The organism is Sulfurifustis variabilis (assembly GCF_002355415.1).
Lineage (GTDB): Bacteria > Pseudomonadota > Gammaproteobacteria > Acidiferrobacterales > Sulfurifustaceae > Sulfurifustis > Sulfurifustis variabilis.
This window is the reverse complement of the sequence record NZ_AP014936.1, coordinates 488,571-512,487: the sequence shown is the minus strand read 5'-3', so window position 1 is coordinate 512,487 and position 23,917 is coordinate 488,571. Positions and strand designations below refer to the sequence as shown.

30 protein-coding genes are annotated in these 23,917 nt (G+C 67.9%); 13 read left to right on the top strand and 17 right to left on the bottom strand.

Translation table 11 applies throughout. From position 1 onward, the window contains the following. Position 1: 1 nt before the first annotated feature. Genes xerC through dapF form a run of 3 tightly spaced genes read right to left on the bottom strand, consistent with a single transcriptional unit; the run spans position 2 to position 2,477 of the window. Positions 2-916, bottom strand: a complete 915-nt coding sequence (xerC, locus tag SVA_RS02530) for a tyrosine recombinase XerC (protein WP_096458360.1) — start codon at positions 914-916, stop codon at positions 2-4. 20 nt (positions 917-936) lie between these two features. Continuing rightward, positions 937-1,644 carry a DUF484 family protein gene (locus SVA_RS02525; protein WP_096458355.1) on the bottom strand — a complete coding sequence of 236 codons (708 nt, stop codon included), beginning with the start codon at positions 1,642-1,644 and terminating at the stop codon, positions 937-939. A gap of 2 nt (positions 1,645-1,646) precedes the next feature. Then, entirely contained in the window at positions 1,647-2,477 is an 831-nt protein-coding gene (gene dapF, locus SVA_RS02520; RefSeq protein WP_096458352.1) for a diaminopimelate epimerase, read from the bottom strand. A gap of 57 nt (positions 2,478-2,534) precedes the next feature. Here dapF and SVA_RS02515 point away from each other — a divergent pair, with 57 nt between their 5' ends. Then, positions 2,535-2,846: a hypothetical protein gene (locus SVA_RS02515; protein WP_179948805.1), complete on the top strand. Its 312-nt coding sequence runs from the start codon at positions 2,535-2,537 to the stop codon at positions 2,844-2,846. Here the strand turns inward: SVA_RS02515 and SVA_RS02510 are convergent. The 6 genes from SVA_RS02510 to SVA_RS02485 form a co-directional block, all read right to left on the bottom strand. Then, positions 2,764-3,219: a CoA-binding protein gene (locus SVA_RS02510; protein ID WP_096458349.1), complete on the bottom strand. Its 456-nt coding sequence runs from the start codon at positions 3,217-3,219 to the stop codon at positions 2,764-2,766. The genes SVA_RS02515 and SVA_RS02510 overlap by 83 nt on opposite strands. Beyond that, positions 3,216-3,875 carry a class I SAM-dependent methyltransferase gene (locus tag SVA_RS02505; RefSeq protein WP_096458346.1) on the bottom strand — a complete coding sequence of 220 codons (660 nt, stop codon included), beginning with the start codon at positions 3,873-3,875 and terminating at the stop codon, positions 3,216-3,218. Before SVA_RS02505 ends, SVA_RS02510 begins: the two co-directional genes overlap by 4 nt. Positions 3,876-3,912: 37 nt before the next feature. Then, positions 3,913-5,178 (bottom strand): diaminopimelate decarboxylase, encoded by a 1,266-nt coding sequence (gene lysA, locus SVA_RS02500; RefSeq protein WP_096458343.1) that lies wholly within the window; start codon positions 5,176-5,178, stop codon positions 3,913-3,915. Beyond that, the gene (gene lptM / locus SVA_RS02495; RefSeq protein ID WP_096458340.1) at positions 5,175-5,312 is read right to left on the bottom strand and encodes an LPS translocon maturation chaperone LptM; all 138 of its coding nucleotides are present in this window, start codon (positions 5,310-5,312) and stop codon (positions 5,175-5,177) included. The genes lysA and lptM overlap by 4 nt, the downstream gene beginning before the upstream one ends. 50 nt (positions 5,313-5,362) lie before the next feature. Continuing rightward, positions 5,363-5,536, bottom strand: coding sequence for a hypothetical protein (locus tag SVA_RS19650; protein ID WP_169923936.1), 174 nt, complete (start codon positions 5,534-5,536; stop codon positions 5,363-5,365). A 257-nt stretch (positions 5,537-5,793) separates the two neighbouring features. Continuing rightward, positions 5,794-6,078 carry a hypothetical protein gene (locus tag SVA_RS02485; protein WP_096458334.1) on the bottom strand — a complete coding sequence of 95 codons (285 nt, stop codon included), beginning with the start codon at positions 6,076-6,078 and terminating at the stop codon, positions 5,794-5,796. 154 nt (positions 6,079-6,232) lie between these two features. Between SVA_RS02485 and SVA_RS02480 the strand changes: the two genes are divergently transcribed. Beyond that, a complete protein-coding gene (locus tag SVA_RS02480; RefSeq protein ID WP_096458331.1) occupies positions 6,233-6,751 on the top strand; it encodes a hypothetical protein in 519 nt (172 codons plus the stop codon). A 1-nt stretch (position 6,752) separates the two neighbouring features. Here the strand turns inward: SVA_RS02480 and SVA_RS19645 are convergent, their stop codons facing one another. Genes SVA_RS19645 through argH form a run of 4 tightly spaced genes read right to left on the bottom strand, consistent with a single transcriptional unit; the run spans position 6,753 to position 9,917 of the window. Beyond that, entirely contained in the window at positions 6,753-6,923 is a 171-nt protein-coding gene (locus SVA_RS19645; RefSeq protein ID WP_169923935.1) for a hypothetical protein, read from the bottom strand. A gap of 47 nt (positions 6,924-6,970) precedes the next feature. After that, a complete protein-coding gene (locus SVA_RS02475) occupies positions 6,971-7,366 on the bottom strand; it encodes a nucleotide pyrophosphohydrolase (protein ID WP_096458328.1) in 396 nt (131 codons plus the stop codon). Continuing rightward, on the bottom strand, positions 7,366-8,526 hold the full coding sequence (locus SVA_RS02470) for a GGDEF domain-containing protein (protein ID WP_096458325.1): 1,161 nt from the start codon (positions 8,524-8,526) through the stop codon (positions 7,366-7,368). The genes SVA_RS02475 and SVA_RS02470 overlap by 1 nt, the downstream gene beginning before the upstream one ends. Continuing rightward, a complete protein-coding gene (gene argH, locus SVA_RS02465) occupies positions 8,526-9,917 on the bottom strand; it encodes an argininosuccinate lyase (protein WP_096458322.1) in 1,392 nt (463 codons plus the stop codon). Before argH ends, SVA_RS02470 begins: the two co-directional genes overlap by 1 nt. Before the next feature lie 456 nt (positions 9,918-10,373). On the opposite strand from argH, the gene SVA_RS02460 reads away from it, so the two are divergent. The 3 genes from SVA_RS02460 to SVA_RS02450 are packed head-to-tail and all read left to right on the top strand — an operon-like array spanning position 10,374 to position 13,329. Then, the gene (locus SVA_RS02460; RefSeq protein ID WP_096458319.1) at positions 10,374-11,441 is read left to right on the top strand and encodes a sensor histidine kinase; all 1,068 of its coding nucleotides are present in this window, start codon (positions 10,374-10,376) and stop codon (positions 11,439-11,441) included. Next, positions 11,441-12,577 (top strand): sensor histidine kinase, encoded by a 1,137-nt coding sequence (locus SVA_RS02455; RefSeq protein ID WP_096458316.1) that lies wholly within the window; start codon positions 11,441-11,443, stop codon positions 12,575-12,577. The genes SVA_RS02460 and SVA_RS02455 overlap by 1 nt, the downstream gene beginning before the upstream one ends. Further along, on the top strand, positions 12,574-13,329 hold the full coding sequence (locus tag SVA_RS02450; RefSeq protein WP_096458313.1) for a LytR/AlgR family response regulator transcription factor: 756 nt from the start codon (positions 12,574-12,576) through the stop codon (positions 13,327-13,329). Before SVA_RS02455 ends, SVA_RS02450 begins: the two co-directional genes overlap by 4 nt. On the opposite strand, the gene SVA_RS02445 is transcribed toward SVA_RS02450, so the two are convergent. Next, positions 13,326-13,814, bottom strand: coding sequence for a thioredoxin family protein (locus tag SVA_RS02445; protein WP_096458311.1), 489 nt, complete (start codon positions 13,812-13,814; stop codon positions 13,326-13,328). The two genes, SVA_RS02450 and SVA_RS02445, sit on opposite strands and share 4 nt — an antisense overlap. Positions 13,815-13,901: 87 nt before the next feature. On the opposite strand from SVA_RS02445, the gene hemC reads away from it, so the two are divergent. Genes hemC through SVA_RS02425 form a run of 4 tightly spaced genes read left to right on the top strand, consistent with a single transcriptional unit; the run spans position 13,902 to position 17,937 of the window. After that, positions 13,902-14,834 (top strand): hydroxymethylbilane synthase, encoded by a 933-nt coding sequence (hemC, locus tag SVA_RS02440; RefSeq protein WP_096458308.1) that lies wholly within the window; start codon positions 13,902-13,904, stop codon positions 14,832-14,834. Continuing rightward, a complete protein-coding gene (locus SVA_RS02435; protein WP_096458305.1) occupies positions 14,821-15,600 on the top strand; it encodes a uroporphyrinogen-III synthase in 780 nt (259 codons plus the stop codon). Before hemC ends, SVA_RS02435 begins: the two co-directional genes overlap by 14 nt. Positions 15,601-15,637: 37 nt before the next feature. Continuing rightward, entirely contained in the window at positions 15,638-16,696 is a 1,059-nt protein-coding gene (locus SVA_RS02430; RefSeq protein ID WP_096458302.1) for a uroporphyrinogen-III C-methyltransferase, read from the top strand. Further along, on the top strand, positions 16,693-17,937 hold the full coding sequence (locus tag SVA_RS02425) for a heme biosynthesis HemY N-terminal domain-containing protein (protein ID WP_096458299.1): 1,245 nt from the start codon (positions 16,693-16,695) through the stop codon (positions 17,935-17,937). The genes SVA_RS02430 and SVA_RS02425 overlap by 4 nt, the downstream gene beginning before the upstream one ends. A gap of 7 nt (positions 17,938-17,944) precedes the next feature. Here SVA_RS02425 and SVA_RS02420 read toward each other — a convergent pair whose 3' ends face one another. The 3 genes from SVA_RS02420 to SVA_RS02410 all read right to left on the bottom strand — a co-directional run bounded on the left by SVA_RS02420 (position 17,945) and on the right by SVA_RS02410 (position 19,841). Beyond that, on the bottom strand, positions 17,945-18,145 hold the full coding sequence (locus SVA_RS02420; RefSeq protein ID WP_148665356.1) for a hypothetical protein: 201 nt from the start codon (positions 18,143-18,145) through the stop codon (positions 17,945-17,947). 12 nt (positions 18,146-18,157) lie between these two features. After that, on the bottom strand, positions 18,158-19,180 hold the full coding sequence (locus tag SVA_RS02415; RefSeq protein ID WP_096458294.1) for a CDP-6-deoxy-delta-3,4-glucoseen reductase: 1,023 nt from the start codon (positions 19,178-19,180) through the stop codon (positions 18,158-18,160). A gap of 97 nt (positions 19,181-19,277) precedes the next feature. Further along, the gene (locus SVA_RS02410) at positions 19,278-19,841 is read right to left on the bottom strand and encodes a hypothetical protein (RefSeq protein ID WP_096458291.1); all 564 of its coding nucleotides are present in this window, start codon (positions 19,839-19,841) and stop codon (positions 19,278-19,280) included. 135 nt (positions 19,842-19,976) lie between these two features. On the opposite strand from SVA_RS02410, the gene SVA_RS02405 reads away from it, so the two are divergent. From SVA_RS02405 to SVA_RS02390, 4 genes are read left to right on the top strand one after another with little or no spacing between them, the layout of a single operon-like run. Then, positions 19,977-20,924, top strand: coding sequence for an ABC transporter ATP-binding protein (locus tag SVA_RS02405; protein ID WP_096458288.1), 948 nt, complete (start codon positions 19,977-19,979; stop codon positions 20,922-20,924). Then, positions 20,921-21,670, top strand: coding sequence for an ABC transporter permease (locus SVA_RS02400; RefSeq protein ID WP_096458285.1), 750 nt, complete (start codon positions 20,921-20,923; stop codon positions 21,668-21,670). The genes SVA_RS02405 and SVA_RS02400 overlap by 4 nt, the downstream gene beginning before the upstream one ends. Then, a complete protein-coding gene (locus tag SVA_RS02395; RefSeq protein ID WP_096458282.1) occupies positions 21,671-23,017 on the top strand; it encodes a GldG family protein in 1,347 nt (448 codons plus the stop codon). It begins immediately after the preceding gene. After that, a complete protein-coding gene (locus tag SVA_RS02390) occupies positions 22,996-23,877 on the top strand; it encodes a DUF4340 domain-containing protein (protein ID WP_096458279.1) in 882 nt (293 codons plus the stop codon). The genes SVA_RS02395 and SVA_RS02390 overlap by 22 nt, the downstream gene beginning before the upstream one ends. Positions 23,878-23,917 lie beyond the last annotated feature (40 nt).

Below are 23,917 nucleotides of genomic sequence, written 5' to 3'. Positions count from 1 at the left end.
TTCAGCCCCGTTCGCGGCGCCGCCGTGCTCGCGGATGCGCCTGATCGTAAACTTTCGCGAGATGCTGGAAGTCGAGATGCGTGTACACCTGGGTCGTCGCGATATTGGCGTGGCCGAGAAGCTCCTGCACGGCGCGCAGGTCGCTGCTGGATTCGAGCAGGTGGCTCGCGAACGAGTGCCTCAGCATGTGTGGATGCGCGGGCTGCGCCAAGCCCTGTGCCCGCGCGCGGCGGGCGACGATCGCCTGAACCGCGCGGCGGCCGAGACGGCGGCCACGGTGTCCGACGAACACCGCCGTCTCGTCCGGGACGGCGAGTGCTTTGCGGCGGGAAAGCCATTCTCCGAGCGCGGCACGCGCCTTGTTGCCCACCGGGACCACGCGCGTCTTGGCACCCTTGCCGGTCGCCCGCACGGTTCCGTCGGCGACATCCAGATCGGTCAGGTCGAGCGCGGTAATCTCGCCGAGGCGCAGGCCGGACGAATAGAAGAGCTCGAGCAGCGCACGGTCCCGCGCGTCCGCATCGCTCACGACCGGGATCTCGACGAGCCGTGCGACCTCGTCGGGATTGAGCACCTTCGGCAGGCGCCTCGCGGCTCGGGGCGCCGTCATCCCGGCCGCCGGATCGCGCGCCGCCAGACCCTCCTTGAGCAGGAATCGGTAGAACGAGCGCGTCGCGGCCAGATGGCGTCGAATGCTGCGGCCGTCCAAGCCCTTGCGGTGCAACTCGCCGACGTACTGGCGCACGGCGGCGGGATCGAGGCGGGTCCAATCGTCGATCGACAGGCGTTCGCGGAAGGCTTTCAGCCGCAACAGATCGCGGCGATATCCGGCGGCCGTCAGGGCGGCAAGCCTGCGTTCGTTCCGCAGATGATCCAGGAAACGCTCGATCAGCGCGTCGGTCGCCCCAGACGGCATGCGCGCGCGGCGGTAAGGCCTCAGCGCGCGGGCAGGAAGCGCGCGATGCTGTGCATGATGATGTCGCCGATCTTGGCGAGGTACACCGTGCCCATCGCGGCATGAAAGCGGTGCGGGTCGTGGGCACCGAGCGCGAGCAGCCCGACGGTCGGATTCGTTCCGAGCGCGACGAGGGCCGCTGAGCGCACTTCCGCCGCGCGTTCGCCGAAAAGATAGCGCATCAGGCTTTCGTCAAAGCCGGCGCCGCACTCCGGCTTCGCGCCGCCGTGCCGCTCGAGAGCCGCTCTCAGCCGGGGATCGTCGCCGACGAACTCCGGGCGCGCGAACGCGGGCGGCGCTTCGCCCCGGCAGACGATCGCCACGGCGTCGAGCTTGAACTCCCGTCGCAACATCTCGTGCGCGTTGTCGAAGACGTCGTCGAGAGAGGCGCTGTCCGCCATGGCGAGCGCAAAGCGGTGCAGGCGCGCGGCGAGCACGTCGTTCTCGCGGGCGATCGCGACGAGCTCCTGCAGCTGCCGCGCGAGGGAGGCGTTCTCTTCGCGCAGCACGCGGACCTGGCGTTCGATGAGGGAGATCGTCCGGCCGTCCGTTTCGTGGCGCAGATGCAGGCGCGCGAGGGTTTCCGGATGGCGCTGGAAGAAGTCGGGATGCTCTTCGAGATAACGGCGGACGGCCTCTTCCCAGGACAGCTCGCTTTGTTGTTCGTCGCTCGTTACGTTCTGAGTCATCGTCAAAGCTCGATGGTGCCTTCGAACACCGTGGTCGCGGGGCCGGTCAACCACACCGGTTCCCCCTCCCCCGCCCAGGCCACGCTCAGCGTGCCGCCGCGCACGGCCACCTCTACAGTATCACCAAGCCGCCCGAGACGGCGACCCGCCACGACGGCCGCACACGCTCCGCTTCCGCAGGCGAGCGTCTCGCCCACGCCGCGCTCCCAGACACGCAGACGCGCGCGGGTCGCGCTGCGGATCTCGAGAAAGCCGACGTTCACCCGGTTCGGGAAGCGCACATGGTGCTCGATCCGTGGTCCGAGCGTAGCGACGGGGGCGGTGTCGACGTCCGGCACCAGCATCACGGCGTGCGGATTACCGACCGAGAGAACGCTCACCTCGTACGCGCCGCCTTCCACCTCCAAAGGATAGACGAGTGCCGGCGTGTCGGCGACGAAGGGAACCTCGGAGGGCAGAAAGCGCGGGACGCCCATATTCACGCTCACGCCGCCGTCCGGGCTCACTCGCGGATGGATACGGCCGCCGCGCGTGTCCACCACGATCTCGTCCTTGGCGGTGAGCCCCTTGTCGCGGACGAAGCGCACGAAGCAGCGGGCGCCGTTGCCGCACTGCTCGACCTCGCCCCCGTCGGCGTTGAATATGCGGTAACCGAAGTCCGCCCCCGAAGCCCGGGCGGGCTCCACGACCAGCACCTGGTCGCAACCCACGCCAAAACGCCGGTCGGCCAGCCGCCGGACCTGCTCGGGAGTCAGCGAGACCGCGCGGGAAACACCGTCGATCACGACGAAATCGTTCCCCGCGCCCTGCATCTTCGTGAAAGGCAACAGCATTTTCGTAGCTTACCGCTTGCTCCGCTGCCCGCAAACGGGAATAGTGAGCGCGACGCCATGAAAAATCTTCTGCTTCGACGCTTTCACGCGCTGCGCACGTCGCACAACCACTGGTTGCGCAAGACGGTCGGCCTGTTGCTGGTGGTCGGAGGTTGTTTCGGGTTCCTGCCGGTGCTCGGCTACTGGATGCTGCCGCTGGGGCTCGCGCTGCTGGCCGTGGACTTTCCCGTCGCCCGCCGCCTCAACCGCCGGCTGCTCGTCACCTGGGGGCGCTGGCGCCGACGGGTCACCCGGACGGCCGGCCCGCGCGGTCCCTCGGTCGGTCGCCAAAGAGTGACACGTACTCCCGGTATACGCAGCGGTCCATGACGACGAAAAGCCCCGCCGACCGCGCTCGCTGCGCCGCCCTTTCGTTCACGACGCCCTCCTGAAACCAGATCGCCTTGATCTGGCGCTCGATCGTCGCATCGACGATCGGCTCGACCTGCTCGGGTGCACGAAACACGTCGACGAGGTCGATCGGATGCGGGACCTGGCGCAGATCGGCGTAGGCGCGCTCCCCGAGCACCGACTCGGTCCCCGGTCGCACGGGGACAATGCGGTAGCCGAAACCCTTCATCGCCGCGGCCACGCGATGGCTCGGGCGTTCGCGGTTCGGCGAGAGCCCGACGACCGCGATGGTTTCGATGCGCTCCAGGAGCGCCCGGATCTCGGATTCACTCGGGTTGACGAAACCCGTCACGGCGCCCGCCCGTGGATCGCGACGTGGCGGTCGCTGACGACGTCCACCGTGAACGGGAGATCGGTTTCGTCGAGTTGCGTGCGGATCTCGTCGACAGTGAAAGCAGCGAGCAGCGAGTTGTGAAAATCCCGCCGCAGGATCTCGGTTTCGCCGGCCGCGTACTGATCGACGAGGCGACGCGCGTGCGCGGACGAGGCCGGGCGCAGAAGATCCATGACGAAAACCGCGGCCCGCGGAGCCGCGTACAACCGTATCGCCCCCCAGAGCACGGCGGGATCGGCGAGATGATGGAGCAGGCTGTTGCTGATCACGGTATCGAAAGCCCCGGCGGGCAGGTCCGCGCCGGGCAGGCGGCCGGCGACGAGCGCCACGCGCCGTGCAAGCCCGGCGCGCTTCACCGCCTCGCGCCCGATCTCGATCATGGCCGGCGCCCCGTCGACCCCGAGGACCGCGGTGTGGGGGTAGGCACGGGCGAAACGACAGGTGACGTCCGCCGGACCGCAGCCGAGGTCGAGGGCGCGTGCGGGCGCGTGCCCCGGGAAACGTTCGCGAAAATGACGCACGAAGGCCTCGTGGGGCTCGCTGAAATCGGCGCGGGCGTACGCGAGCGCCTGCGCAGGGTCGTCCATGAGCTCGGGCTCGGGGAGGCGCTCCATGAGGCCAGTATCGGCCGCCAACACGGCGCGGGCAACTTCACCCGGGCAGCCGCGACTCCGGGGCGAGCAGGTCCGACACGCTTTCGCGCCGACGTACCACGTGGTAGCGGTCACCGTCGACCATCACTTCCGGCACGCGCGGGCGGGTGTTGTAGTTCGAGCTCATGACCGCGCCGTAGGCTCCGGCCGAGGCGACGACGAGGAGATCGCCGGGCGCGATGGCCAGCTCTCGCGCATGACCGAGGAAATCGCCGCTCTCGCAAACGGGGCCGACGATGTCGTAGACGCGCCGCTCCCGGCTTTCGTCGAGCTGGAGCGGCGCGATGTCGTGCCACGCGTCGTAGAGCGCAGGGCGCAGGAGGTCGTTCATCGCGGCATCGACAACAGCGAAGCTCCGGTCGGCTGCGTGCTTCAGGTAGAGGACCCGGGTGAGCAGCAGCCCCGCGTTCCCGACGATTGCGCGCCCCGGCTCGATGAGGAGCTTCAGCCGCTGGTAGCGCGACCCGAATCGCTGCAGCCGGTCGAGGAGCGCCAGCGCGTAGTCGACCGGCTCGGGCGGCGTTTCGTCGGCGTAGCGGATGCCGAGCCCGCCCCCGAGATCCAGATGCTCGAGGTCGAACCCGTCGTCCATCAGATCTCCCACCAGCTCCATGACACGCTCCAGCGCGAGCACGAACGGGGAAACGTCGGTGAGCTGCGACCCGATGTGGGAGGCGACGCCTTTGACGACGATATGTTCCAGTCCGCGTGCCCGGCGGTAGACCGCGCGCGCGGCGGCGATGTCTATGCCGAATTTGCTTTCCTTCAGCCCCGTCGCGATGTACGGGTGAGTGGCGGGGTCGACATCCGGGTTGACCCGAAGGCTGACGGGCGCTCGTCGACCCACGGCGCCGGCGACCGCGTTGAGCGTCTGGAGCTCCGGTTCGGACTCCACGTTGAAGCACGCGATGCCGACCTCGAGGGCCCGGCGCATCTCCTCGGGCGTCTTGCCGACGCCGGAGAACACCGTACGAGCGGGATCACCGCCCGCCGCGAGCACGCGCTCCAGCTCGCCGCCCGAAACGATGTCGAATCCGCTGCCCAGCCGGGCAAGTGCATCGAGCACCGCGAGGTTGGAATTGGCCTTCACCGCGTAACAGACGAGATGGTCGCGGCCGGTGAAGGCCTCGTCAAACGCGCGCCAGCGCTCCTCGATGGCGGAACGGGAATAGACGTAGCAGGGCGTGCCGGTCTCGCGCGCGAGGTCGGCGAGATCGACGTCTTCGGCGTGAAGCCTGCCGTTGCGATAACCGAAGGGGTTCAAGGCGGAACGGCGGCGTCGCCTGCGGCGGACGAGGTTTGCGCGGGCGCGGGAAGGTACAGCGGCCCCTTCTTGCCACACGCCGCAAGCGCCACCACGAGCACGGCGAGCGCGATGACTACTCTGTCGACGGGCAAGCGGGCCTCCGGGGAATGGGCCGTAGCTTACTCGCCCCGCTTCGGCGGGGCTACTGCCACTCGCCGTCCCGCGGCGTCAGACGAGCGGACTCGCCGCACTTGGGACAGTTGACCCGCCGGGTGTCGTCCTCGAGCAGCGTGATCGCATCGTGATAGCAGCCGGCGCACCGGGGAATCGCCTTTTCGTGATCCACGCGCTGCCGATCGTCCTGCAGTTGTCGCACCGGCAAAGCTTCAGAAAAGGAAACGCCGCGCGGCCGCGACCGACGCCAAGGCCGGTCTCCTCGTACTTGCAGAACCCGCAATGTATTCGACAAACCGGTCCATGGCTCAGTTTGCCCTGCGCGTACGGCGCGAGAGGCCAACGCGAGACCCTTCGCCAAAACGACGCTCGCTTCCGGGCGAGATTACGTTCATAGCGAGTTCACCCCGCGTTGCCCGACCCGAAAATGGGGAAACGGCCGGCCCGTTTCAAGCGCGCTCAGCGACCCTTCCGTCTCAAGGCCGTGACCTCCTGCCTGAGCTTGTCTCTTTCGACTTTCACGGTCACGAGCTCCGCCGTGAGGGAGTCGAGCGCAGCCTCGTGCCGTTCGAGACGTTCGCGGAGCTCGCCGATCGCCGCACCGCTCTCGTCGAGCCGCGCACGCGCCTCCGCGAGCTCGCTCTCGAGCCGCGCCACCCGGGCGTGCAGCCCCTCCTCCCGCTCGGCGCAGCCAGGAATGGCGGTGATCAGCAAGAGGGACAGGCAGACGACGCCGCGTTTCATTTTCGCTTCCGTGGTTTTCCTATACTCTTGAATGAAGGACGGCCCCCGTGGGGCAAACGCCGACGGGGTCGGCGTCGCATCGAGTCCACCGGGCGCCGGGACGGATATTGTCCGTTAACGAGAGGTCCAATCGGTAGATTCACGGAGGCTTCGGATGCGGCTGCCCACGCTCCATCAATTCTTCCGTCACCAGCTCGAACAGGGCTTCCAGGCCCGCGGCCTCGGAAAAAGCGAGGCAGTCGACTATGTCAGCGATGTCCTCACCCGCTTCGCCCAGACCCGCGCGCTGTATTCCCTGCGCGACGACGAGGGGCGGCCCCTCGAGCACATCGTGGACATGCTCACCGCCTGCCAGCAGGCGCAGGAAGCGGGATCACGCGCCGCGGTCGAGAGCTCGATAGTCCGACACATCGGCGACTACACCCTGTTCATGACCGGGCTCTTTCGCGAGCGCGTGGAGGCCCGCGGCGAGCTCGACTACTACACGGCTCACGGGCGCACCGCCTTCTGGCGCTCCGCCGACTTCGAGATCAACCCCAACCGACGCCGCCTCTATCGGCAGCTCTATCAGGACTTCGAGCCGATCTCCGACATTCTCGACTACCTGCGGCGCGTGCAGTTTCCGCTGCAAGCGCGCTCGGAAAACCTGCTCGCCGCGTTCTGGCGCGCATAGGCTAGTCCGCGCGCCGGCGGTCCTTGCCCGAACGCCGCTCCCTGCGGCGCGGGTCCCAGCGCAGGTCACCGCGACGTTCTGCGGCCCGGCGGCGCTCGTCGCGCCGACGGTCGCCCTGTAAGAGCCAGTTGTAGGGCCCCTCGTTTGATACCTCGTCTTCCGCATCGCTCATGATCCCCCTCCCGCCTGCATTTTTCTCGCCCGCACCACGAAGAGCGCCTAGTCTCCGTCCCGGCCGTCGTCCGGCACGGAACCGGGCGCCTCGGGGGCATAGGCGTGATACTTCGCGGCGCTCCCGCGCACGCGATCGGCCGGATACTTCTTTTCGTTGAGCCCGATCTTCCGCTCCGCCGCTACCATGAGATCGATTCCCAGCAGATCCGCGAGCCGGACGAGGTAAATGAACACATCCGCCACCTCCTGCTCGACGGCCGCCCGGGATTCCGGCGCCAGCGCGCGGCTCTGCGCCTCGGTAAGCCACTGGAAGTGTTCCACGAGCTCGGCCGCCTCGACAATGAGCGCCATGCTCAGGTTTTTCGGCGAATGGTACTGCTCCCAGTCCCGGTCGCGCGCGAATGCCCGCAGGCGCTCCTTCAGTTCGTCCAGGTCGCGCATCACGCCACCGCCACCCCGTCGACGCGCCGAATGACGGCCTTTCCGCACGCCAGCTTGCCCTCGTACATCGCCGCGTCGACGCACTTGATCACGCTGTCGAGGTCCACGCCGTGGTCCGGCGCGACGCCCATCCCGATCGTCAGGCTGAGCGAAACGCGACCGTCGCCCGCGGCCATGACAACCGCCTGCAGGCGCTTCGCCACCACCGCGGCCTGGTCCAGGTTGGTCTCCGGCATGATGACCACGAACTCGTCGCCCCCGAACCGGGACACGAGATCCGACGCGCGCACCGTCGCGGTGATGGCGTGGGCGACGCGCTTCAGGACCTCGTCGCCCGCGTCGTGCCCGTAGGCGTCGTTCACCGCCTTGAAGCCGTCGACGTCGGCGAAGAGCACGGCCACCGGGCCCTGCCCGCGCGCGAGCGACTTGAAGAGGCCTTCCGCATGCTCCGTCAGCCCGCGACGGTTGAGCAGCCCGGTCAGGGCATCGTTGCGGCTAGCCGCCTCGAGCGTGCGGTGCGCGCGCTCGATGTTCACCATGAGCGAGTACGAGTAGAGAACGATGATGGCCACGAACAGCATGAAGAAGACCGACACCACGGACAGCGACTGGAGGTAATCCGGAAACCGCACCACGAGCACGAGCAGGGCGAGCAGAAAGCTGCCCAACGCCGCCTCCGCAAACGCCCGCAGACCGTAACGCATCCCGTTGCCGAGGATGATCACCAGATACACCAGGTAGGCCGGCGACATGACGTTGGCGTCGGCGAGCACGGCGGCGGAGACGCCGGCCAGGTCGGTCCACATCGCCAGCCGCCGGCGCATCTCGGACTGACTGTGGCGCCAGGCGTGTACCAGGTAAACCGTGGTCAACGCCAGGTAAACGACGTGAACCACGTTGATGGCGTACAAGTACGCCAGGCTGCGCGCGACCGGCTCGCCCCAATTGAAGTACGCGAGACCGAGCGTGCCGAACAGGTAACGGGTGACGAACTGGGCGCGCTGTTCCTCCCAGCCGACGACGCGGCTGCGATCGGTGCGCCGCCGTCCGGCTGTGCGCCGGTCCCCGTGGCGGCGGTCGCTCGCCCTGCGCCCGAAGCGCTCCGGCGCCTCCCGCGCGGCGCCCGGAAACGGGCGCCAGTCCCGCCATCCTCCCGCCATCAGCCTGGCCCGGACGCGAGCCGCGAGCGGGCCCGCGCCAGCGCGGCGCGCACCTGCGTCGGCGCCGTCCCGCCGTAGTGGTCACGCGCCCGCACCGACCCCTCCGGGGTGAGCACCGCCTGCACGTCCGCCTCGATTCCCGGCCCGAACTCCTTCAGCTCGGCGAGCGTAAGCGCCGAGAGATCGCGGCCGCTTTCGATCGCGTGCCGCACGGCGCGGCCGACAATCTCGTGCGCGTCGCGGAAGGGCACCCCCTTTCGGACGAGGTAGTCCGCGAGATCGGTTGCGGTCGCGTAGCCGAGCCGCGCCGCCTCCCGCATCCGCTCGCGCCCCACCCGCAACGTCGAAACCAGGCCCGCGTAGACGCGCAGGCAGGCGAGAACGGTGTCCAGGCTGTCGAAGACCGGCTCCTTGTCCTCCTGGTTGTCCTTGTTATACGCGAGCGGCTGCCCTTTCATGATCGCGAACAGTCCGACCAGGTGACCGAGGACCCGCCCGGTCTTGCCGCGGACGAGCTCGGGCACATCGGGGTTCTTCTTTTGCGGCATGATCGACGAGCCGGTGCAGTAGGCGTCGGCGAGCTCGACGAACCCGAACGGGGACGAGGACCAGAGGATCAGTTCCTCGGACATGCGCGAGAGGTGGGTCATCAACAGCGCACAGGCGTGCACGAATTCGATCGCGAAGTCGCGATCGGACACGGCATCGAGCGAATTTTCGGCGACCGCCTCGAAGCCGAGGAGCTCGGCCGTGTACGCGCGGTCGATGGGGAAGCTCGTGCCGGCGAGCGCGGCGGCGCCCAGCGGCATCACGTTCACCCGGCGGCGGCAATCCCGCATCCGCTCCGCGTCGCGCGTGAGCATCTCGAACCACGCGAGCAGGTGGTGGCCGAAAGTCACGGGCTGGGCGATCTGCAGGTGCGTGAAGCCGGGAAGGATGGTTTCCGCCTCGCGCTCCGCGACATCGAGGACCACGACCTGCAGTTCCCGCAGCGCTTCGAGCACCGCGTCTATGCCGTCGCGCAGGTAGAGCCGGAGATCGGTCGCCACCTGGTCGTTGCGCGAGCGGCCGGTGTGCAGTTTCTTGCCCGCCTCGCCGATGCGCTGCGTCAGGCGCGCCTCGATGTTCATGTGCACGTCCTCGAGCTCGGCGCTCCAGGCGAATTCGCCGCGCTCGATCTCGGCCTCGATCTGCTCGAGTCCGCGCCGGATGGCGTTGCATTCCCCTTCGGTCAGGACGCCGACGTGCCCGAGCATGCGCGCATGCGCGATGGAACCGGCGATGTCGTAGTGGGCGAGCCTGCGGTCGAAATCGACCGAGCTCGTGAAGCGCTCGACCAGGGCGTCGGTCGCTTCCGTAAAGCGCCCGCCCCAAAGCTTTTCTTTGATCATGTCCGCTCTACCGTCCGCGCCGAGGCGGCCGTATCGCCGGTGCGACGCGTCCGCCGTCCATCCGTGGCGGCCTCCCGATTATCGGTCCTGCATTGTTGTCCCCGGCCTCCCGGGCTATGTTCCCTACAGTGACTGCCTGATTCGGACTCTCCTTTGTGCACCCCCACCCCGAATGCCGAATCAGGTCTTCCGACCCCCGTCTCGTACGGGGGTTTTTTTTGTGGGCGGCCAACGGGGTCAAAGTATACTTGACGCGCCTTCCGCGCGCGTACTGAGCCGCCGGTCCGCGGGTGGCCGGCCAAATCTATACTTGGGCGCGAGGGGCGGTGCGGGCGGCGTCCTTGCGAAGACTGCGTCCTTTACGTTAAAACACCGCCCGTCCTGGGCTCGTTCCCGTTCCACGCTCCCGCGGGAACTCACGACCGGTTCAGCCGAGGCGCCAGAGACAGCATCCCCATGCCACGCGAACAGGCTCATGCGGCCCCGCCGCAGCATTTTCTTCCGGACTTCGGCTCCTTCGGCATGGCCATCCGGTTCATCCTGCTCGCCGAAATCATCGCGATCATCATCACGATCGGTCGCAACCCCGTGTTCGACGAACAGGCCTGGCAGGACCTCAACCTCCTGTCCGCCTTCGCCATCTCGATTTCGCTGTTCGCGGTGGTGATCCTCAAGCTCGCCGCGCCCCTGCTCCGGCGCACCTCGGTGAGCGTGGGGGCGCTGCTGGTCGTGCTTCTCCTGCTGCTGGTCACGGCGATCGGCACGGACGGGATGATCTTCGCCCTGCACGACCTCGGGCTCATCCCCGAGCGCTGGCCGGCATGGCGCGAATCGCTCATCGTGCGCAGCCTGATGGTGGCCGGCATCATCGGAATACTCGGCATGCGCTACTTCGCGGTCCAGCACCGGGCTGAAAGCGAGTCGCGCGCCCAGCAGGAGGCGCGCATGCAGGCACTGCAATCGCGCATCCGCCCGCACTTTCTCTTCAACAGCCTGAACAGCGTCGCCAGTCTCACGCGCAGCAACCCCGAGAAGGGCGAGGCCGTGCTGCACGATCTCGCCGATCTCTTCCGGGTGCTGCTCGCCGACGCGCGCAAGCTCGTGCCGCTTTCGGCCGAGCGCGAGATCTCGCGGCAGTACCTCGAGATCGAGAAGATTCGCCTCGGCGACCGCCTGAGCGTCATCTGGAACGTAAGCCCCAATATCCCGCGATCGGCGCTGATCCCCGCGCTCACCCTGCAGCCGCTGCTCGAGAACGCGATCTACCACGGCATCGAGCCGCGTTTCGCCGGCGGGACCATCAAGATCGACATGTGGGCCGAGGGCGAGACACTCAACATCCTCATCAGCAACCCGCTTCCCGAGCTCCCCAAGAACACGCACGGGCGGGGAAACAAGCTCGCGCAGGAGAACACCCGCCAGCGTCTGACGACGCAGTTCGGCGCGACGGCGAACCTGCAGACCTTCGAGGAGGGAGGGCAGTACCACGTGAAGATCAAGATGCCGATCGTGCGGGGCCAGTAATGGAGCTCTCGGCGCTTCGCCAGACCCTGGGCGGGTTCGCGCGACGGGTCGCCGACTCGCTGGTCGGCCAGACGCCCGCGCAGGGCGCCGCGCGCGACCCGGTCGAAGTCAAATTCCTCCCCGACTTCTGCGCCGCCCACGTCGTTATCAACGTCGCCATCATCGCCGAGATGCTGGCGATCGTGATCACGCTCGTCACTCGGCGCATCTCGCTCTCGCTCTTTCAGGACCTGCTGCTGATTTCGCTGTTCGTACAGTGGATCGCGCTCACGAGCGTCGCCGTCCTGTGTCAGGCCCGGCCGTGGCTCAACCGCCTGCCGCGCACGCGCTCGCTGCTGATGAGCTACGCGCTGCTCCTGCTCGTGACGCTCGCCGTGAGCGAGGCCGCGTTGTGGCTGCTGTGGGGCATGGGCCAGCTGAGCACGGCCCGGCCCGAGTGGTACGCCTATTTTCACATCCAGAACTTCACGGTGAGCGCGGTCGTCAACGCGCTCGCCCTGCGCTACCTCGTGAACAAGCACGAGCTCACGCAACGCACGCTGTCGGAGGCGCGCGCCCGGATCCAGGCGCTGCAGTCGCGCATCCGGCCGCACTTCGTGTTCAACGCACTCAACATCATCGCTTCGCTGACGCGCAACGAGCCCGCCCGGGCCGAGCGCGCGGTCGAGGACATGGCGGACCTGTTCCGGATGATGCTGAGCGAAGACGAAATGCTGGTCCCGGTGAAGAAAGAGGTCGATGTGGCCCGGAAGTACGTGGCGCTCGAGACCCTGCGCCTGGACCAGCGGCTGCACGTCGACTGGGAGGTCGGCACCTTTCCGCGCAAGGCGGCGATGCCGGTGCTGACGCTGCAGCCGCTCCTGGAGTACGCCATCCACCACGGCATCGAGCCGTGGCCGTCGGGAGGGACGGTGGGCGTCAGGCTCTGGGAGGACAATGATAAAATCCACATCCAGGTCGTTAATCCCTGTCCCCCTACCAAGTCCAAGTCGGCCGCGGCGGAAAGCCGTACGCTCGAGAACCTTCGTTCCCGCCTGCAGAGCCATTACGGCGACGCCGCCGTGCTCGATGCCGGCGAGGAGAACGGCGTGTTCCGCGTGACCGTCGTACTGCCGACACGTGGAGGAAACCTATGAGAGTGTTGATCGTAGACGACGAAAAGCTGGCCCGTGACCGCCTGCGCGAGCTCCTGTCCGACATCGGCGGCTATACCGTCATCGGCGAGGCCATGAACGGCGCCGAAGCGGTGGAGAAGGCCTCGGAGCTCAACCCGGACGTGCTCCTCATGGACATCCGAATGCCCGGCATGGACGGTCTGGAGGCGGCCATGCACCTCATGGGAATGGAGCATCCCCCGAGCGTCATCTTCACGACCGCCTACGACCAGCACGCGCTCGACGCGTTCGACGTGAATGCGGTCGATTACCTGCTCAAGCCGATCCGCAAGGACCGGCTTGCGAACGCGCTCACGAAGGCGCGCAAGCTCACGATGCGCCAGATCCAGGAGATCCACCACGCGCGCAAGGACATGCCGAGCCGCACGCACATCAGCGTGCACCTGCGCGGCAACATCCGGCTCGTCCCCGTGCCGGACATCGCCTACTTCCTGGCGGACAGCAAGTACGTCGTGGTGCGGACGGCCACCGAGGAGCACCTGATCGAGGATTCGCTCGTCAACCTCGAGAAGGAATTCGGCGAGCGGTTCCTGCGCATTCACCGCAACGCGCTGGTGGCCACGCAGTTCATCAAGGGAATCGAGAAAAGCCCGGTCGGCACCTGGCAGGTCGCCCTGCGCGGCGTGGAAAAGAAGCTCGACGTGAGCCGGCGCCACACCGCGGCGGTCCGCCGCTGGGCACGCAACCGCCCGGCCGTTGCCGCCGCCGGCTAGAAGCCGGAAGGGCTGCCCGCTTGCGCTTGCGAGCGCAAGCGGGCGAGCGCATCGTCGATCGCCTGCTCGAGCATTCCGGAGTAGAAATCGGCCGAGTAGCCGATGATCGGGCGTGCCAGTTCCTGGCCGCCCGGGCCGTAGAGCCGCACCGTCGGCGTGAACGTCGCACCCTCGCGCCGCGCGAAGCTGCCGTGGTCGGTGCGCCGGCCGTCGAAGTCGGTCATCGCCTGTGCGCGCTCGGTGCGCACCACACGTATCAACACCCTGTCGCCGTAGGTACCGCGAACGTGCATCGGGCGCAGGTGCAGGTCCTCGACCTGGTGGCAGAAGGGGCAGGAGTCGGCCGCGAAGAAGACCAGTATGGGGGTACCGTAGCGAGCGGCATGCCGCGCGTCGGCGCGCAGGTCGCTCGCCATCGGCAGCTCGGTCGCCGAGGCCGCGCCAGCCACGAGCGCGAGCCATATCCCGAAGACACGTCCAAACATGCACTCACCCCTCCCGGCACCGGCCGGGATTGACCTTATAATGGCGGATTCCGGTTTAGAGCCGCTTTCGCCCCGCAGGTTTCATCCTTGAAGACCCTACGCATCGGTACACGCAAGAGCGCACTCGCCCTGTGGCAGGCCGAGTACGTGCGCGATCGTCTGCAGCGCCTCCACCCCGGCCTCGCCGTCGAGCTCGTCAAGATCACGACGGAGGGCGACCGCATCCTCGATCGCCCGCTCGCGACCGTGGGCGGCAAGGGGCTTTTTATCAAAGAGCTCGAACAGGCGCTATTCGAGAGACGCGTCGACCTCGCCGTGCATTCCATGAAGGACCTCACGGTCACGTTGCCGGCCGGCCTGCACATCGCCGCCGTCTGCGAGCGCGCGGATCCGCGGGACGCCTTCGTCTCGGCGCGCCACGCGCGCGTCGACCTGCTCCCTCCCGGGGCGCGCGTCGGCACCTCGAGCCTCCGCCGGCAGTGCCAGCTCCGCGCCCGCTGGCCGCACCTTGCGGTCGTGAACCTGCGCGGAAACGTGAACACGCGCCTTGCCAAGCTCGATGCGGGCGGGTACGACGCGGTGATTCTCGCGGCCGCCGGGCTCAAGCGGCTCGGTTTCGGGGAACGCATCCGGAGCTTCCTCTCGACCGAGGAGAGCCTCCCGGCGGTCGGCCAGGGCGCGATCTGTATCGAGTGCCGCGAGGACGATGCGGAAACCAACCGGCTGCTCGCCGGCCTCGAACACGAACAGACCCGCGTCTGCGTCAGCGCCGAGCGCGCCTTCAATGCGCACCTCGAGGGGGGCTGCCAGGTGCCGATCGGCGGTTACGCCGAGCTCGCGGACGGCGAGCTGCGCTTGCGCGGGCTGGTCGGCGACCCCGACGGCAGCCGGATCGTGCGGGGCGAGATGCGCGGGCCGGCGTCCGAGGCCGAGCGCCTGGGCGCGGCGCTGGCGCACGATCTGCTGGCGCGCGGCGCCCGGACGATCCTCGACCAGGTCTACGGCCGTGGGGGCATCTGACCTCGCCGGCACGGGCGTTCTCGTCACGCGACCGGCGCACCAGGCGGATCGCCTGGTGCGCCTGATCGAAGAGGCGGGCGGGCGCGCCATTCGCTTTCCCGTAATCGAGATCGCGGAGCCGATCGACAACGCACTGCTCCTCGCTATCGTCGACCGCCTCGAGCGGTTCGACCTGGCGATCTTTATCAGCCCGAACGCGGTCGAGAAGGCCATGAATCTCGTGCGCGCGCGGCGGCGCGGCTGGCCGGAAAACGTGACGGTCGCGTGCGTCGGCCGCGGGAGCGCAAGAGCGCTCAGGCACTTCGGCATGGAACATGCGATCACGCCCGCCGGGCGCTTCGACAGCGAGGCGCTGCTCGCGGAGCCCGCGCTCGCGGACATCCACGGAAAGCGCATCGTGATCTTTCGGGGGGACGGCGGCCGCGAGCTTCTGGGCAACACGCTGCGCGAGCGCGGCGCCGACGTGGAGTACGCCGAATGTTACCGACGCGTGCGCCCGGCCGTGGATCCGACGCCGCTGCTGCGCCGATGGGCGCGCGGCGAGATCGATATCGTCACCGTGACCAGCGTCGACGCCCTGCGCAACCTCTACGACATGGTGGGCAAGGCGGGGCGCAGCTGGCTCGTGCGCACGCCCCTCGTCGTCCTCGCGGAATCGCACGCAGAGGCGTGCCGCGAGCTGGGCTTCAAGCACGCCCCGATCGTCGCCCGGGAGGCGAGCGACGAAGCTATACTGGAAGCGATTCAGGCATGGCGGGCGGGATGAATTTCCCTATAATCCGCCCATTCGCGGCCGGTGACGCATGAACGCTGAGCAGACCCCCTCTTCATCCGACAAGGAAAGCCCGCCGGCCTCCAACCGCAGCCGCGCCGACGTGAGTCCCGGCAAGCGGACGGACGACCGGCCGCGTACCGGCCGCGTCTCGAGCGGGCTCGCTCTCATCCTCGCGACCATCGCCGTGCTGGGTACGGGGTACCTCTGGTACACGCTCGTGTACCAGCGCCAGGATCTGCTGCAGGCGGACGTCACCGGCACGCTCGCCCGGCTGGACAGCGAGAGCCAGGACCTCAGGAAAAAGCTCGCGGAGGCCGGCGATCAGCTCGCCCTCGCGGTCGAGACCCAGGACACGATGAAAACCGCGATCGAGAAGATCCAGGCGGACCTCGGACGCAATCGGGCGGAATGGATCGTGAGCGAGGCGGAACAGCTCCTGCTGATCGCGAACCGCCGGTTGCAGCTCGCACGCGACGTAAGCTCGGCGCTTGCGGCGTTGCGGGCGGCCGATCGGCAAATCGAGCTCCTCGCGAGCCCAGCGCTCCTGCCGGTGCGCCGCGAGCTCGCGCGCGAGATCACGCTCCTCGAGTCGGTCGAACGCACCGACGTCGCAGGCATCTCTCTCAAGCTCGGCACGCTGGCGGACACCGTCGACCGCTTGCCGCTCGCCCGGGAGCTCCAGGTGGCGGTCGCCCAGGCGCCGCAGGTCGATTCCGGCGCCGCGAGCGACTCCCCCGCGCGGGAGATGTGGCGCGACCTCCTGAGCCTGGTGCGCATCCGTCATCACGAGGCGGCGCAAAAGCCGCTTCTACCGCCCGAGCAACAGTACTTCGTGCGCGAGAACCTGCGGCTCATGCTCCTCGGCGCCCAGCACGCGCTGCTGCAAAGCCATGTCGCCACCTACCGGCAGAACCTGGAGACGGCGGAAGGCTGGGTGCAGGAGTACTTCGACCCGGAATCGCAGACGGTGGCGGTGGTCAAGAGCGACCTCGAGAAGCTGCGCGCGACAGCCGTCATGACCGAGATGCCGGATATCTCCGCCTCACTCGAGATGCTGCGCAAGGTGTCGCGCCGGCGCGAGCCATGAGAATCGTCGTCGTCGTCATCGGCGCACTCCTCGTCGCGGTCCTCGCGACGCTCTATGCAACGGAGCATCCCGGATACGTGCTCATTGCGCGCCCGCCGTGGAGCATCGAGATGTCGCTCACGGTGTTCCTGCTGCTCTTCGTGGCCGGCGCCGTCCTGCTGTTCCTCGCGCTTTATCTGCTGGTGCGGCTTCTCCGTATTCCGCGCGACGTGAGCCGCTGGCGCGACCGCCGCAGCGCCAGGCAGGCGCGTCAGTCCCTCACGCAGGGACTCGTGCGGCTGGCCGAGGGTAACTGGGCGGAGTCCGAGGCGCAGTTCCTGGCGAGCATGCGCCACGCGGAAGTTCCGCTGCTCTCTTACCTCGGCGCCGCCTGCGCGAACCAGGGCCACGGAAACATCGAGAAGCGCGACGAGTATCTCGCCGGCGCCCACCGCGCGGCGCCGCAGCACCACCTGGCGATCGGGATGACGCAGGCCAATCTCCAGTACATCGCGCACCAGTCCGAGCAGGCGCTCGCGACGCTGACCGAGCTCCGGAACGTGGCGCCCCGTCACAAACAGGTTCTAAAGCTGCTGGCGCAGCTCTATCTCGAGTTGCGCGACTGGACCAATCTCGCCGATCTCGCGCCGGAACTGCGGAAGCAGGGCGTGATGACCCCGAAGGAGATCGATGCGCTCGAGCTGCGCGCACACCGCGAACTGCTCGTGCTCACCCTGCCTTCGGGTTCGCTCGAGGTCCTGAAGAAGGCCTGGAACGCGGTGCCCAAACAACTGCGCCGGCACCCTGCCCTGATCGCGATTTATGCGCGCCAGCTGATCAGCCAGAACGAAATGGGGTGCGCCGAGGCGCTGCTGCGGCCGGCCATCGAGCAGGAATGGGACGAAGCGCTGGTCGAGCTCTACGGCCACGTCCGAACCGATACGCCGGCCGAGCAGCTCGAGACGGCCGAGTCCTGGCTCGGGCCGCACCCCGACGATCCGAAGCTGATGCTCACCCTTGGGCGACTCGCCATCTACAACCGCCTGGACCAGAAGGCGCGCGGTTACCTCGAGCGCTGCCTGTCGCTGCGCGGCCCGGTAGAAGCGTACCGCGAGCTCGGTGCCCTTCTGGAGCGGTTGGGCGAGAAAGACCGCGCGCTCGCCTGCTACCGGCGCGGCCTGGAGCTTTACGGCGAGGAGCTGCGCCTCCCGGTCGTCCCGTCCGGCGCGGGCTTCGTTCCGCGTCAGCGGGCCGTGCGCTGAGGGCGCTCTAGTAGGACGATTTGGTCTCCGCCTGCTCGGCCTGATCGGCCCGATGCTCGGCCGCCTGGGCGAGCGTCCCTTCCACGGTCTTCGCCTTCCGCACGGCCTGCTTGTAGGGCTCGAATACGGTTTTCTCCGGCGGCGGCGATTCGCGGCACCCGACAAGCAGGAGCGCGGCACCCGCAAACGCGAGCAATGTCAGTCGCATGTTTCCTTCCTTTCAGACGGCGTGGGCGAACTCGAAGGAATCATAGTACAAACGATCTTCCGGCAGCCCGCGCGCCAGGAAGCTGGCCCGGATCGCTTCGACCATCGGCGGCGGCCCGCTGGCGTAGACCTCGCATCCGCTCAGGTCCGGGTGGTCGGCGAGCACCGCCTCGTGCACCCATCCCGTGCGCCCGCTCCAGACGTCATCCGCCGACGGCTCCGAAAGCACGGGGATGTAACGGATGTGGGGGTGGTCCCGCACCCATCGCCGGGGGAGGTCGTCCAGGTACAGATCCCGCCGGGCGCGCGCGCCCCAATAGACATGAAGCGGTCGGGTATCGCCCCGGGCGATCGCGTCTTCCACGATCGATTTGACCGGCGCGAACCCGGTGCCGCCCGCAACCAGGATCGCCGGCCGCTCGGATTCGCGCAGGAAGAAGATGCCGAGCGGGCCCCGGAAGCGGAGGAGGTCCTTTTCCTTCATCTGGGCGAACACGTGGCCGCTGAACATCCCGCCCGGCACGTGCCGCACGTGCAGCTCGAGCGTGTTGTCCTGCTGTGGCGGATTGGCGAGGGAGAAGCTGCGGCGTGCGCCGTTCTTCAGCAGGATGTCGATGTACTGACCCGCGAGGAACTTGAAGCGCTCGGTCTGCGGGAGCTTGAGCGAGAGCACCATGACGTCGTGCGCGCGCCGCACCATGGCGACCACCCGTGCCGGAAGCAGCTTGATTGGAATGTTCTTGACGAGACCGATCTCCTTCGCCTCGATGACCAGATCGGAGCGCGGCACGGCCTGGCAGAAGAGCGCCTTTCCCGCGGCGCGCTCCTCCTGGGTGAGCGCCTTCGCCTCATAGACGCCGTAGTCCACCTCGCCCTCGAGGATCTTGCCTTTGCAGGTGCCGCACGAACCGTTGCGGCAGCTGTACGGCAGCGTAAAACCGGCGCGCAGCGCGGCTTCCAGCACCGTTTCGTTGCCGGCGACGTCGAAGGTATGGCCGCTCGGCTCGATGCGTACGCGGTAAGTCTTGATGCTCATTCTGCCGAGTCCGGGGCGAAAGCCGGATATTCTCGCTTAGGCGGGCGCGCTGAGAAACTCGCGCGCGATGTGGGCGGACGTTCCGTAGGGCTGCTGTTCAGATCCAGGCGACGCCGTGCACCTCCTGCCAGATGCGCACGGCCCGATCGGGCGCGCCGCCGGCGAGCGCCTCGCGCGCCGCGGCATCGCATTCCGTCTCGTTCCCGCACTCGACGCCGTCGACGCGATGGACCAGACGGGTGTGCATGCGCACGTAGCGCGTGCCGTCCCACTCGTAGCGGTTGTAGCTCGCGTAGGCCGCCGTGAGCTCGGTGCGCGTGTGCACGGCCGGATACGGGCCCGCGGCCGTATCGAAGCGGAACTCGCCGGAGAGGGTGAGCAGCGTGGTGGTCGTCCCTGCCGGGTCACGCCGCACGAGCCAGGCGGGGCATCCCTCGGACTCGCAGGTCTCTCTCAGGACCAGAAAGAGGTCCGCTGCCCGTGCGCGGCCGATCCAGCGCGTGACGTAGCCGCCTTCGCGCGCACAGCCGGCCGGCCGACATTCGCTCGCGATGTCGGCCGGCAGATCGCGCGCGGCGAGGGTCGGGTCCGACGTCTCCCCGGAGACCGTCCACCCGAAGGACGCGACGGCGAAGCAGGCAGTGAGGGTTCGGCGCAGCATGGTCTCTCTCCTGCCGCTTGTGGAGGCACATTCCGTGCCAGCGGGGACGAGCGGTTGCTGCCATTGACAATGTCGGGCACGCCGCCTTTAATGCGGCCCCAAGCTAACCCCCCGTTCTACCATGGAAATCCGGCGATGACGGCACCAGTCCTGGCCGAGGTCGAGAACGTGTCGCGGTATTACGGCGACCTGCTGGCGGTCCGCGAGGTGAGCTTCTCCATCCGGCAGGGGGAGATCCTCGGCTTCCTGGGGCCGAACGGTGCCGGCAAGACCACCACGATGCAGATCCTCTCCGGCAACCTGGCCCCCTCGGGCGGACGGGTGCGAATCGCCGGCCACGACTTGCTCGCCGAGCCGAAGCCGGCCAAAGCGGCGCTCGGCTATCTCCCCGAGCAGCCGCCTTTGTACCGCGACCTCACCGTCGACGAGTACCTCGATTATTGCGCGGCCCTGAACCGCCTGCCCCGCATCCGGCGGCGAGACGCGCGCGAACAGGCCAAGGCGAAGTGCGGCCTCGCGGACGTGGGCCGGCGGCTCATCGGGAACCTGTCGAAGGGCTACCAGCAGCGCGTCGGCATCGCGCAGGCGATCATCCACCTTCCGCCGCTCGTGATCCTCGACGAGCCCACCATCGGGCTCGACCCGATCCAGATTCGCGAGATTCGCTCCCTCGTGAAGGAATTGGGGCGCGATCACGGCGTGATCCTCTCGACCCACATCCTTCCCGAGGTGCAGGCGGTGTGCGACCGGGTGCAGATCATCCACAAGGGAAGCCTGGTGCTGGCCGACTCCATCGACGGGCTTGCACGGCACCTCAAGTCCGCGGCGCTCCTGGTCGCCTTCCGCCGCACGCCCGAGACCGCCGAGATCGCGGCGCTCCCCGGCGTGCGCGGCGTCTCGCCGCTCCCCGACGGCCGCCTGCGCGTGCTGCACGAGCCGGACCGCGACCCCACCGACGTCATCGTGAGCCTCGCGGCCGAGCGCGGATGGGGTCTGCACGAGATCTCGCCCGAGCGAGCCTCGCTCGAGCAGGTCTTCGTGGAGCTCGTCACCGAGGAGCGCCCCGCGGAGGCCGTTGCATGATCTTCACCATCGCCGTGCGGGAGCTGAAGAATCTTTTCGTCTCGCCGCTCGCCTGGGCGATCCTCGCGGTCGTGCAGGCGATCCTCGCCTGGTTTTTCCTTGCGTTATTGCAGCTGGAGCAGATCAACCGGGCGAAATATCTGGCCATGGAGAATGCGCCGGGTATTACTCAGCAGATCGTCCCGGAGCTCCTGTACGTTGCCGCCTTCCTGCTTCTGCTCATTGTTCCGCTGTTGACGATGCGGGTCGTGGCTGAAGAGCGGCGCAACCAGACACTCCCGCTGCTCTTCAGCGCACCGGTCTCCATGACGGAAATCGTCCTGGGCAAGTACCTCGGGGTACTGCTGTTCCTGCTGATCCTGGTCACGATGATCGCCCTGATGCCACTTTCGCTCCTGTATGGCACCGCTCTCGATCTCGGGCTCCTGGCCTCGGGTCTACTGGGGCTCGTCCTGGTCGTCGCCAGCTTTGCCGCCGTCGGGGTCTTCACGTCGACCATCACAAGGCATCCGATCGTCGCCGCCATCGCGGGTTTCGGAATGCTGCTCCTGTTCTGGGTCCTCGACGCGACCGGCCAGGGTGACCCGGAGGCCAATCTCTTCGCGTACCTGTCGATTTTCAATCATTACCAGCCGTTCTTGTTCGGCGTTTTTGACAGCGCCGACGCGGCGTACCATCTGCTTTTGATCACGACCTTTCTCGTGCTTTCCATCAAGCGGCTCGACGCCGCGCGCCTGGGCGGCTGAATGCGTCGCATCGGGCGCGCACGCTGGCAATTCTGGCTCGTCAACGCGAGCTTTGTCGTGCTGTTCCTGGTGGCGGTCGGCCTGCTCCAGTGGATCAGCCAGGAATACCACTGGCGTTTCGATCTCACGCAGAACGGCATGCACTCCCTTTCCGAGGCGAGTCGCGCCGCACTCGACGGTCTGCCGGGGGAAATAAGAGCAACCGCGTACGTGGACCGGACAGGCGAGGCGCGCCGCTTTGTCAGAGAGGCGATCCGACAGTACCAGGCGCACAAGTCCGACTTCACCCTCGAGTTCGTCGACTCCGACGTCGAACCCGACCGCGTGCGCGAGGCGGGGGTGCTGCCGGGCGGCGAGCTGTTCCTCGGCTACAAGGATGCGACCGAGCGCATCCCGCTCGGCTCCCTCAACGAGGAGACGCTCACCAACGCGCTCACACGCCTCGGGCGCAGCGGCGAGCGCTGGATCGTGTTCCTCGCCGGACACGGGGAACGCAGCCCCGACCGGGAGGCCAACTTCGATGTCTCCAGCTGGGCCGCGGAGCTCAAGAAACGGGGCCTGAAGACCCGCACGCTGACGCTCGGCGAGAACCCCCAAATCCCGGAGAACACCACCGTGCTCGTCGTCGCCGACCCGCAGACGCAGCTGCTCCCCGGCGAGGTCAAGCAGATCGAGGAATACGTGAAGCGCGGCGGGAATCTGCTGTGGCTCGCCGACCCCGGTCCGCTGCACGGGCTCGAGCGCGTCGCCGAGGCCCTCGGGGTGGAGCTCCAGCCCGGGGTGCTCGTCGATCCGCTCTCGGCCGCGGTGACCGGGGACGCCGGGGCGATCGTCGTTTCGCGCTACACCGGCCATCCGGTCGTGAAGAACTTTCCGCTGAGTACCTTCTTCGTCCAATCGAGCGGCATCGCCGTGAGGCCGCCCGGGGAATGGCAAAGCCACGTGCTGTTCGACACGCGCGAGACTGCCTGGTCGGAGACCGGCGCGCTCAAGGGCGAAGTGCGATTCGACAAGGGCCGCGACATCCCGGGCCCCCTTAACCTGGCTGTCGCGCTTACGCGCGAGGTCGAGGGCCGCGAGCAGCGGGTCGTCATCGTGGGCGACGGCGATTTCCTGTCGAACAGCATCATTGCGAACGGAGGCAACCTCGAGCTCGGCATGAGTGTCGCGAACTGGCTGTCGCGCGACGACGCCTACGTCAACATCCCGGTCCGCACCGCGCGGGACCGCACGCTCAGTCTCTCGCGCACTGCGCGGATCGTCATGGGCGGCGGCTTCCTGTTCGTGTTGCCGATTGCCCTGCTCGGCGGCGGGCTGGCAATGTGGTGGCGCCGGCGCCGGCGCTGATCGTGAAGGCCCGCTGGCTCCTCAACGCCGCTCTCCTCGCGCTCGTCGCCGGGCTGGCGTTGTTCGCCTGGCTGCGCCCGCCCGATCGATCGGACCCGCGTCCGCCGCTCACCGCGATGGCGGCGCCGACGATCGCGCGCGTAGCCATCGAGCGCAAGGATCGAGAGCCGATCGTGCTCGAACGCGGCGAAGACCGCTGGCGCATGCGCTCGCCCGTGAAGGCGCGGGCCAACGGCTTCGCGGTCGAGAGCCTGCTGCAACTCGCGTCGGCGCCGGTGGAGCTGACGCTGCCGGCCGCCGAGCCCGGACGCTACGGCCTCGATCGGCCCGATCTGGTGGTGCGGCTGGACCAGGAGGAGATCGCGTTCGGCACGATGCACCCGCTCAAGGATCAGTACTACGTGCGTCATGGCAACGCGATCCATCTGGTCCCCGGCAGGTACTACGCGCAGGCCGCCTCCCCGTACTCGGCCTACATCGACGCGCGCATCATCGAGGAAGGCCGCCAGCCTGCCGCTTTCAAACTCCCGGGCTTCTCGCTCGCGATAAAGGACGGCGGCTGGCGGCGCTCGCCTGACGAAAAGGCGCTTTCGTCCGACCGGATCAATGCGTTCGTGGAGGAGTGGCGCCACGCGCGCGCGCTCTCGGTCGAAAGGGCTACGGCCAGGCCCGCGCGCGAACGCATCGAGATCACGTTCCGGGAAGACGCTGCGAAGGCCGAGACGCTCACGCTCGGCGTGGTGACCCGCGCCCCGGAGCTCGTCCTGCGACGCGAGGACGAGGGGCTCGAGTATCACTTCCCGGAAGAGACGGCAAAACGTCTGCTCGAGCTGACGGCGACCGCGGACGAGCGCGGATAGCACGCGCGCTCCTTGTGACGCCCCTCGACCCTCCTGCGAT

What these genes read in the sequence shown, in the direction of transcription:
- xerC (WP_096458360.1), bottom strand. Translation starts at nt 916, where the DNA reads ATGCCGTCTGGGGCGACCGACGCGCTGATCGAGCGTTTCCTGGATCAT.
- SVA_RS02525 (WP_096458355.1), bottom strand. Translation starts at nt 1,644, where the DNA reads ATGACTCAGAACGTAACGAGCGACGAACAACAAAGCGAGCTGTCCTGG.
- dapF (WP_096458352.1), bottom strand. Translation starts at nt 2,477, where the DNA reads ATGCTGTTGCCTTTCACGAAGATGCAGGGCGCGGGGAACGATTTCGTC.
- SVA_RS02515 (WP_179948805.1), top strand. Translation starts at nt 2,535, where the DNA reads ATGAAAAATCTTCTGCTTCGACGCTTTCACGCGCTGCGCACGTCGCAC.
- SVA_RS02505 (WP_096458346.1), bottom strand. Translation starts at nt 3,875, where the DNA reads ATGGAGCGCCTCCCCGAGCCCGAGCTCATGGACGACCCTGCGCAGGCG.
- SVA_RS02485 (WP_096458334.1), bottom strand. Translation starts at nt 6,078, where the DNA reads ATGAAACGCGGCGTCGTCTGCCTGTCCCTCTTGCTGATCACCGCCATT.
- SVA_RS02480 (WP_096458331.1), top strand. Translation starts at nt 6,233, where the DNA reads ATGCGGCTGCCCACGCTCCATCAATTCTTCCGTCACCAGCTCGAACAG.
- SVA_RS19645 (WP_169923935.1), bottom strand. Translation starts at nt 6,923, where the DNA reads ATGAGCGATGCGGAAGACGAGGTATCAAACGAGGGGCCCTACAACTGG.
- SVA_RS02475 (WP_096458328.1), bottom strand. Translation starts at nt 7,366, where the DNA reads ATGCGCGACCTGGACGAACTGAAGGAGCGCCTGCGGGCATTCGCGCGC.
- SVA_RS02470 (WP_096458325.1), bottom strand. Translation starts at nt 8,526, where the DNA reads ATGGCGGGAGGATGGCGGGACTGGCGCCCGTTTCCGGGCGCCGCGCGG.
- argH (WP_096458322.1), bottom strand. Translation starts at nt 9,917, where the DNA reads ATGATCAAAGAAAAGCTTTGGGGCGGGCGCTTTACGGAAGCGACCGAC.
- SVA_RS02460 (WP_096458319.1), top strand. Translation starts at nt 10,374, where the DNA reads ATGCCACGCGAACAGGCTCATGCGGCCCCGCCGCAGCATTTTCTTCCG.
- SVA_RS02455 (WP_096458316.1), top strand. Translation starts at nt 11,441, where the DNA reads ATGGAGCTCTCGGCGCTTCGCCAGACCCTGGGCGGGTTCGCGCGACGG.
- SVA_RS02450 (WP_096458313.1), top strand. Translation starts at nt 12,574, where the DNA reads ATGAGAGTGTTGATCGTAGACGACGAAAAGCTGGCCCGTGACCGCCTG.
- SVA_RS02445 (WP_096458311.1), bottom strand. Translation starts at nt 13,814, where the DNA reads ATGTTTGGACGTGTCTTCGGGATATGGCTCGCGCTCGTGGCTGGCGCG.
- SVA_RS02430 (WP_096458302.1), top strand. Translation starts at nt 15,638, where the DNA reads ATGAACGCTGAGCAGACCCCCTCTTCATCCGACAAGGAAAGCCCGCCG.
- SVA_RS02425 (WP_096458299.1), top strand. Translation starts at nt 16,693, where the DNA reads ATGAGAATCGTCGTCGTCGTCATCGGCGCACTCCTCGTCGCGGTCCTC.
- SVA_RS02420 (WP_148665356.1), bottom strand. Translation starts at nt 18,145, where the DNA reads ATGCGACTGACATTGCTCGCGTTTGCGGGTGCCGCGCTCCTGCTTGTC.
- SVA_RS02415 (WP_096458294.1), bottom strand. Translation starts at nt 19,180, where the DNA reads ATGAGCATCAAGACTTACCGCGTACGCATCGAGCCGAGCGGCCATACC.
- SVA_RS02410 (WP_096458291.1), bottom strand. Translation starts at nt 19,841, where the DNA reads ATGCTGCGCCGAACCCTCACTGCCTGCTTCGCCGTCGCGTCCTTCGGG.
- SVA_RS02405 (WP_096458288.1), top strand. Translation starts at nt 19,977, where the DNA reads ATGACGGCACCAGTCCTGGCCGAGGTCGAGAACGTGTCGCGGTATTAC.
- SVA_RS02400 (WP_096458285.1), top strand. Translation starts at nt 20,921, where the DNA reads ATGATCTTCACCATCGCCGTGCGGGAGCTGAAGAATCTTTTCGTCTCG.
- SVA_RS02395 (WP_096458282.1), top strand. Translation starts at nt 21,671, where the DNA reads ATGCGTCGCATCGGGCGCGCACGCTGGCAATTCTGGCTCGTCAACGCG.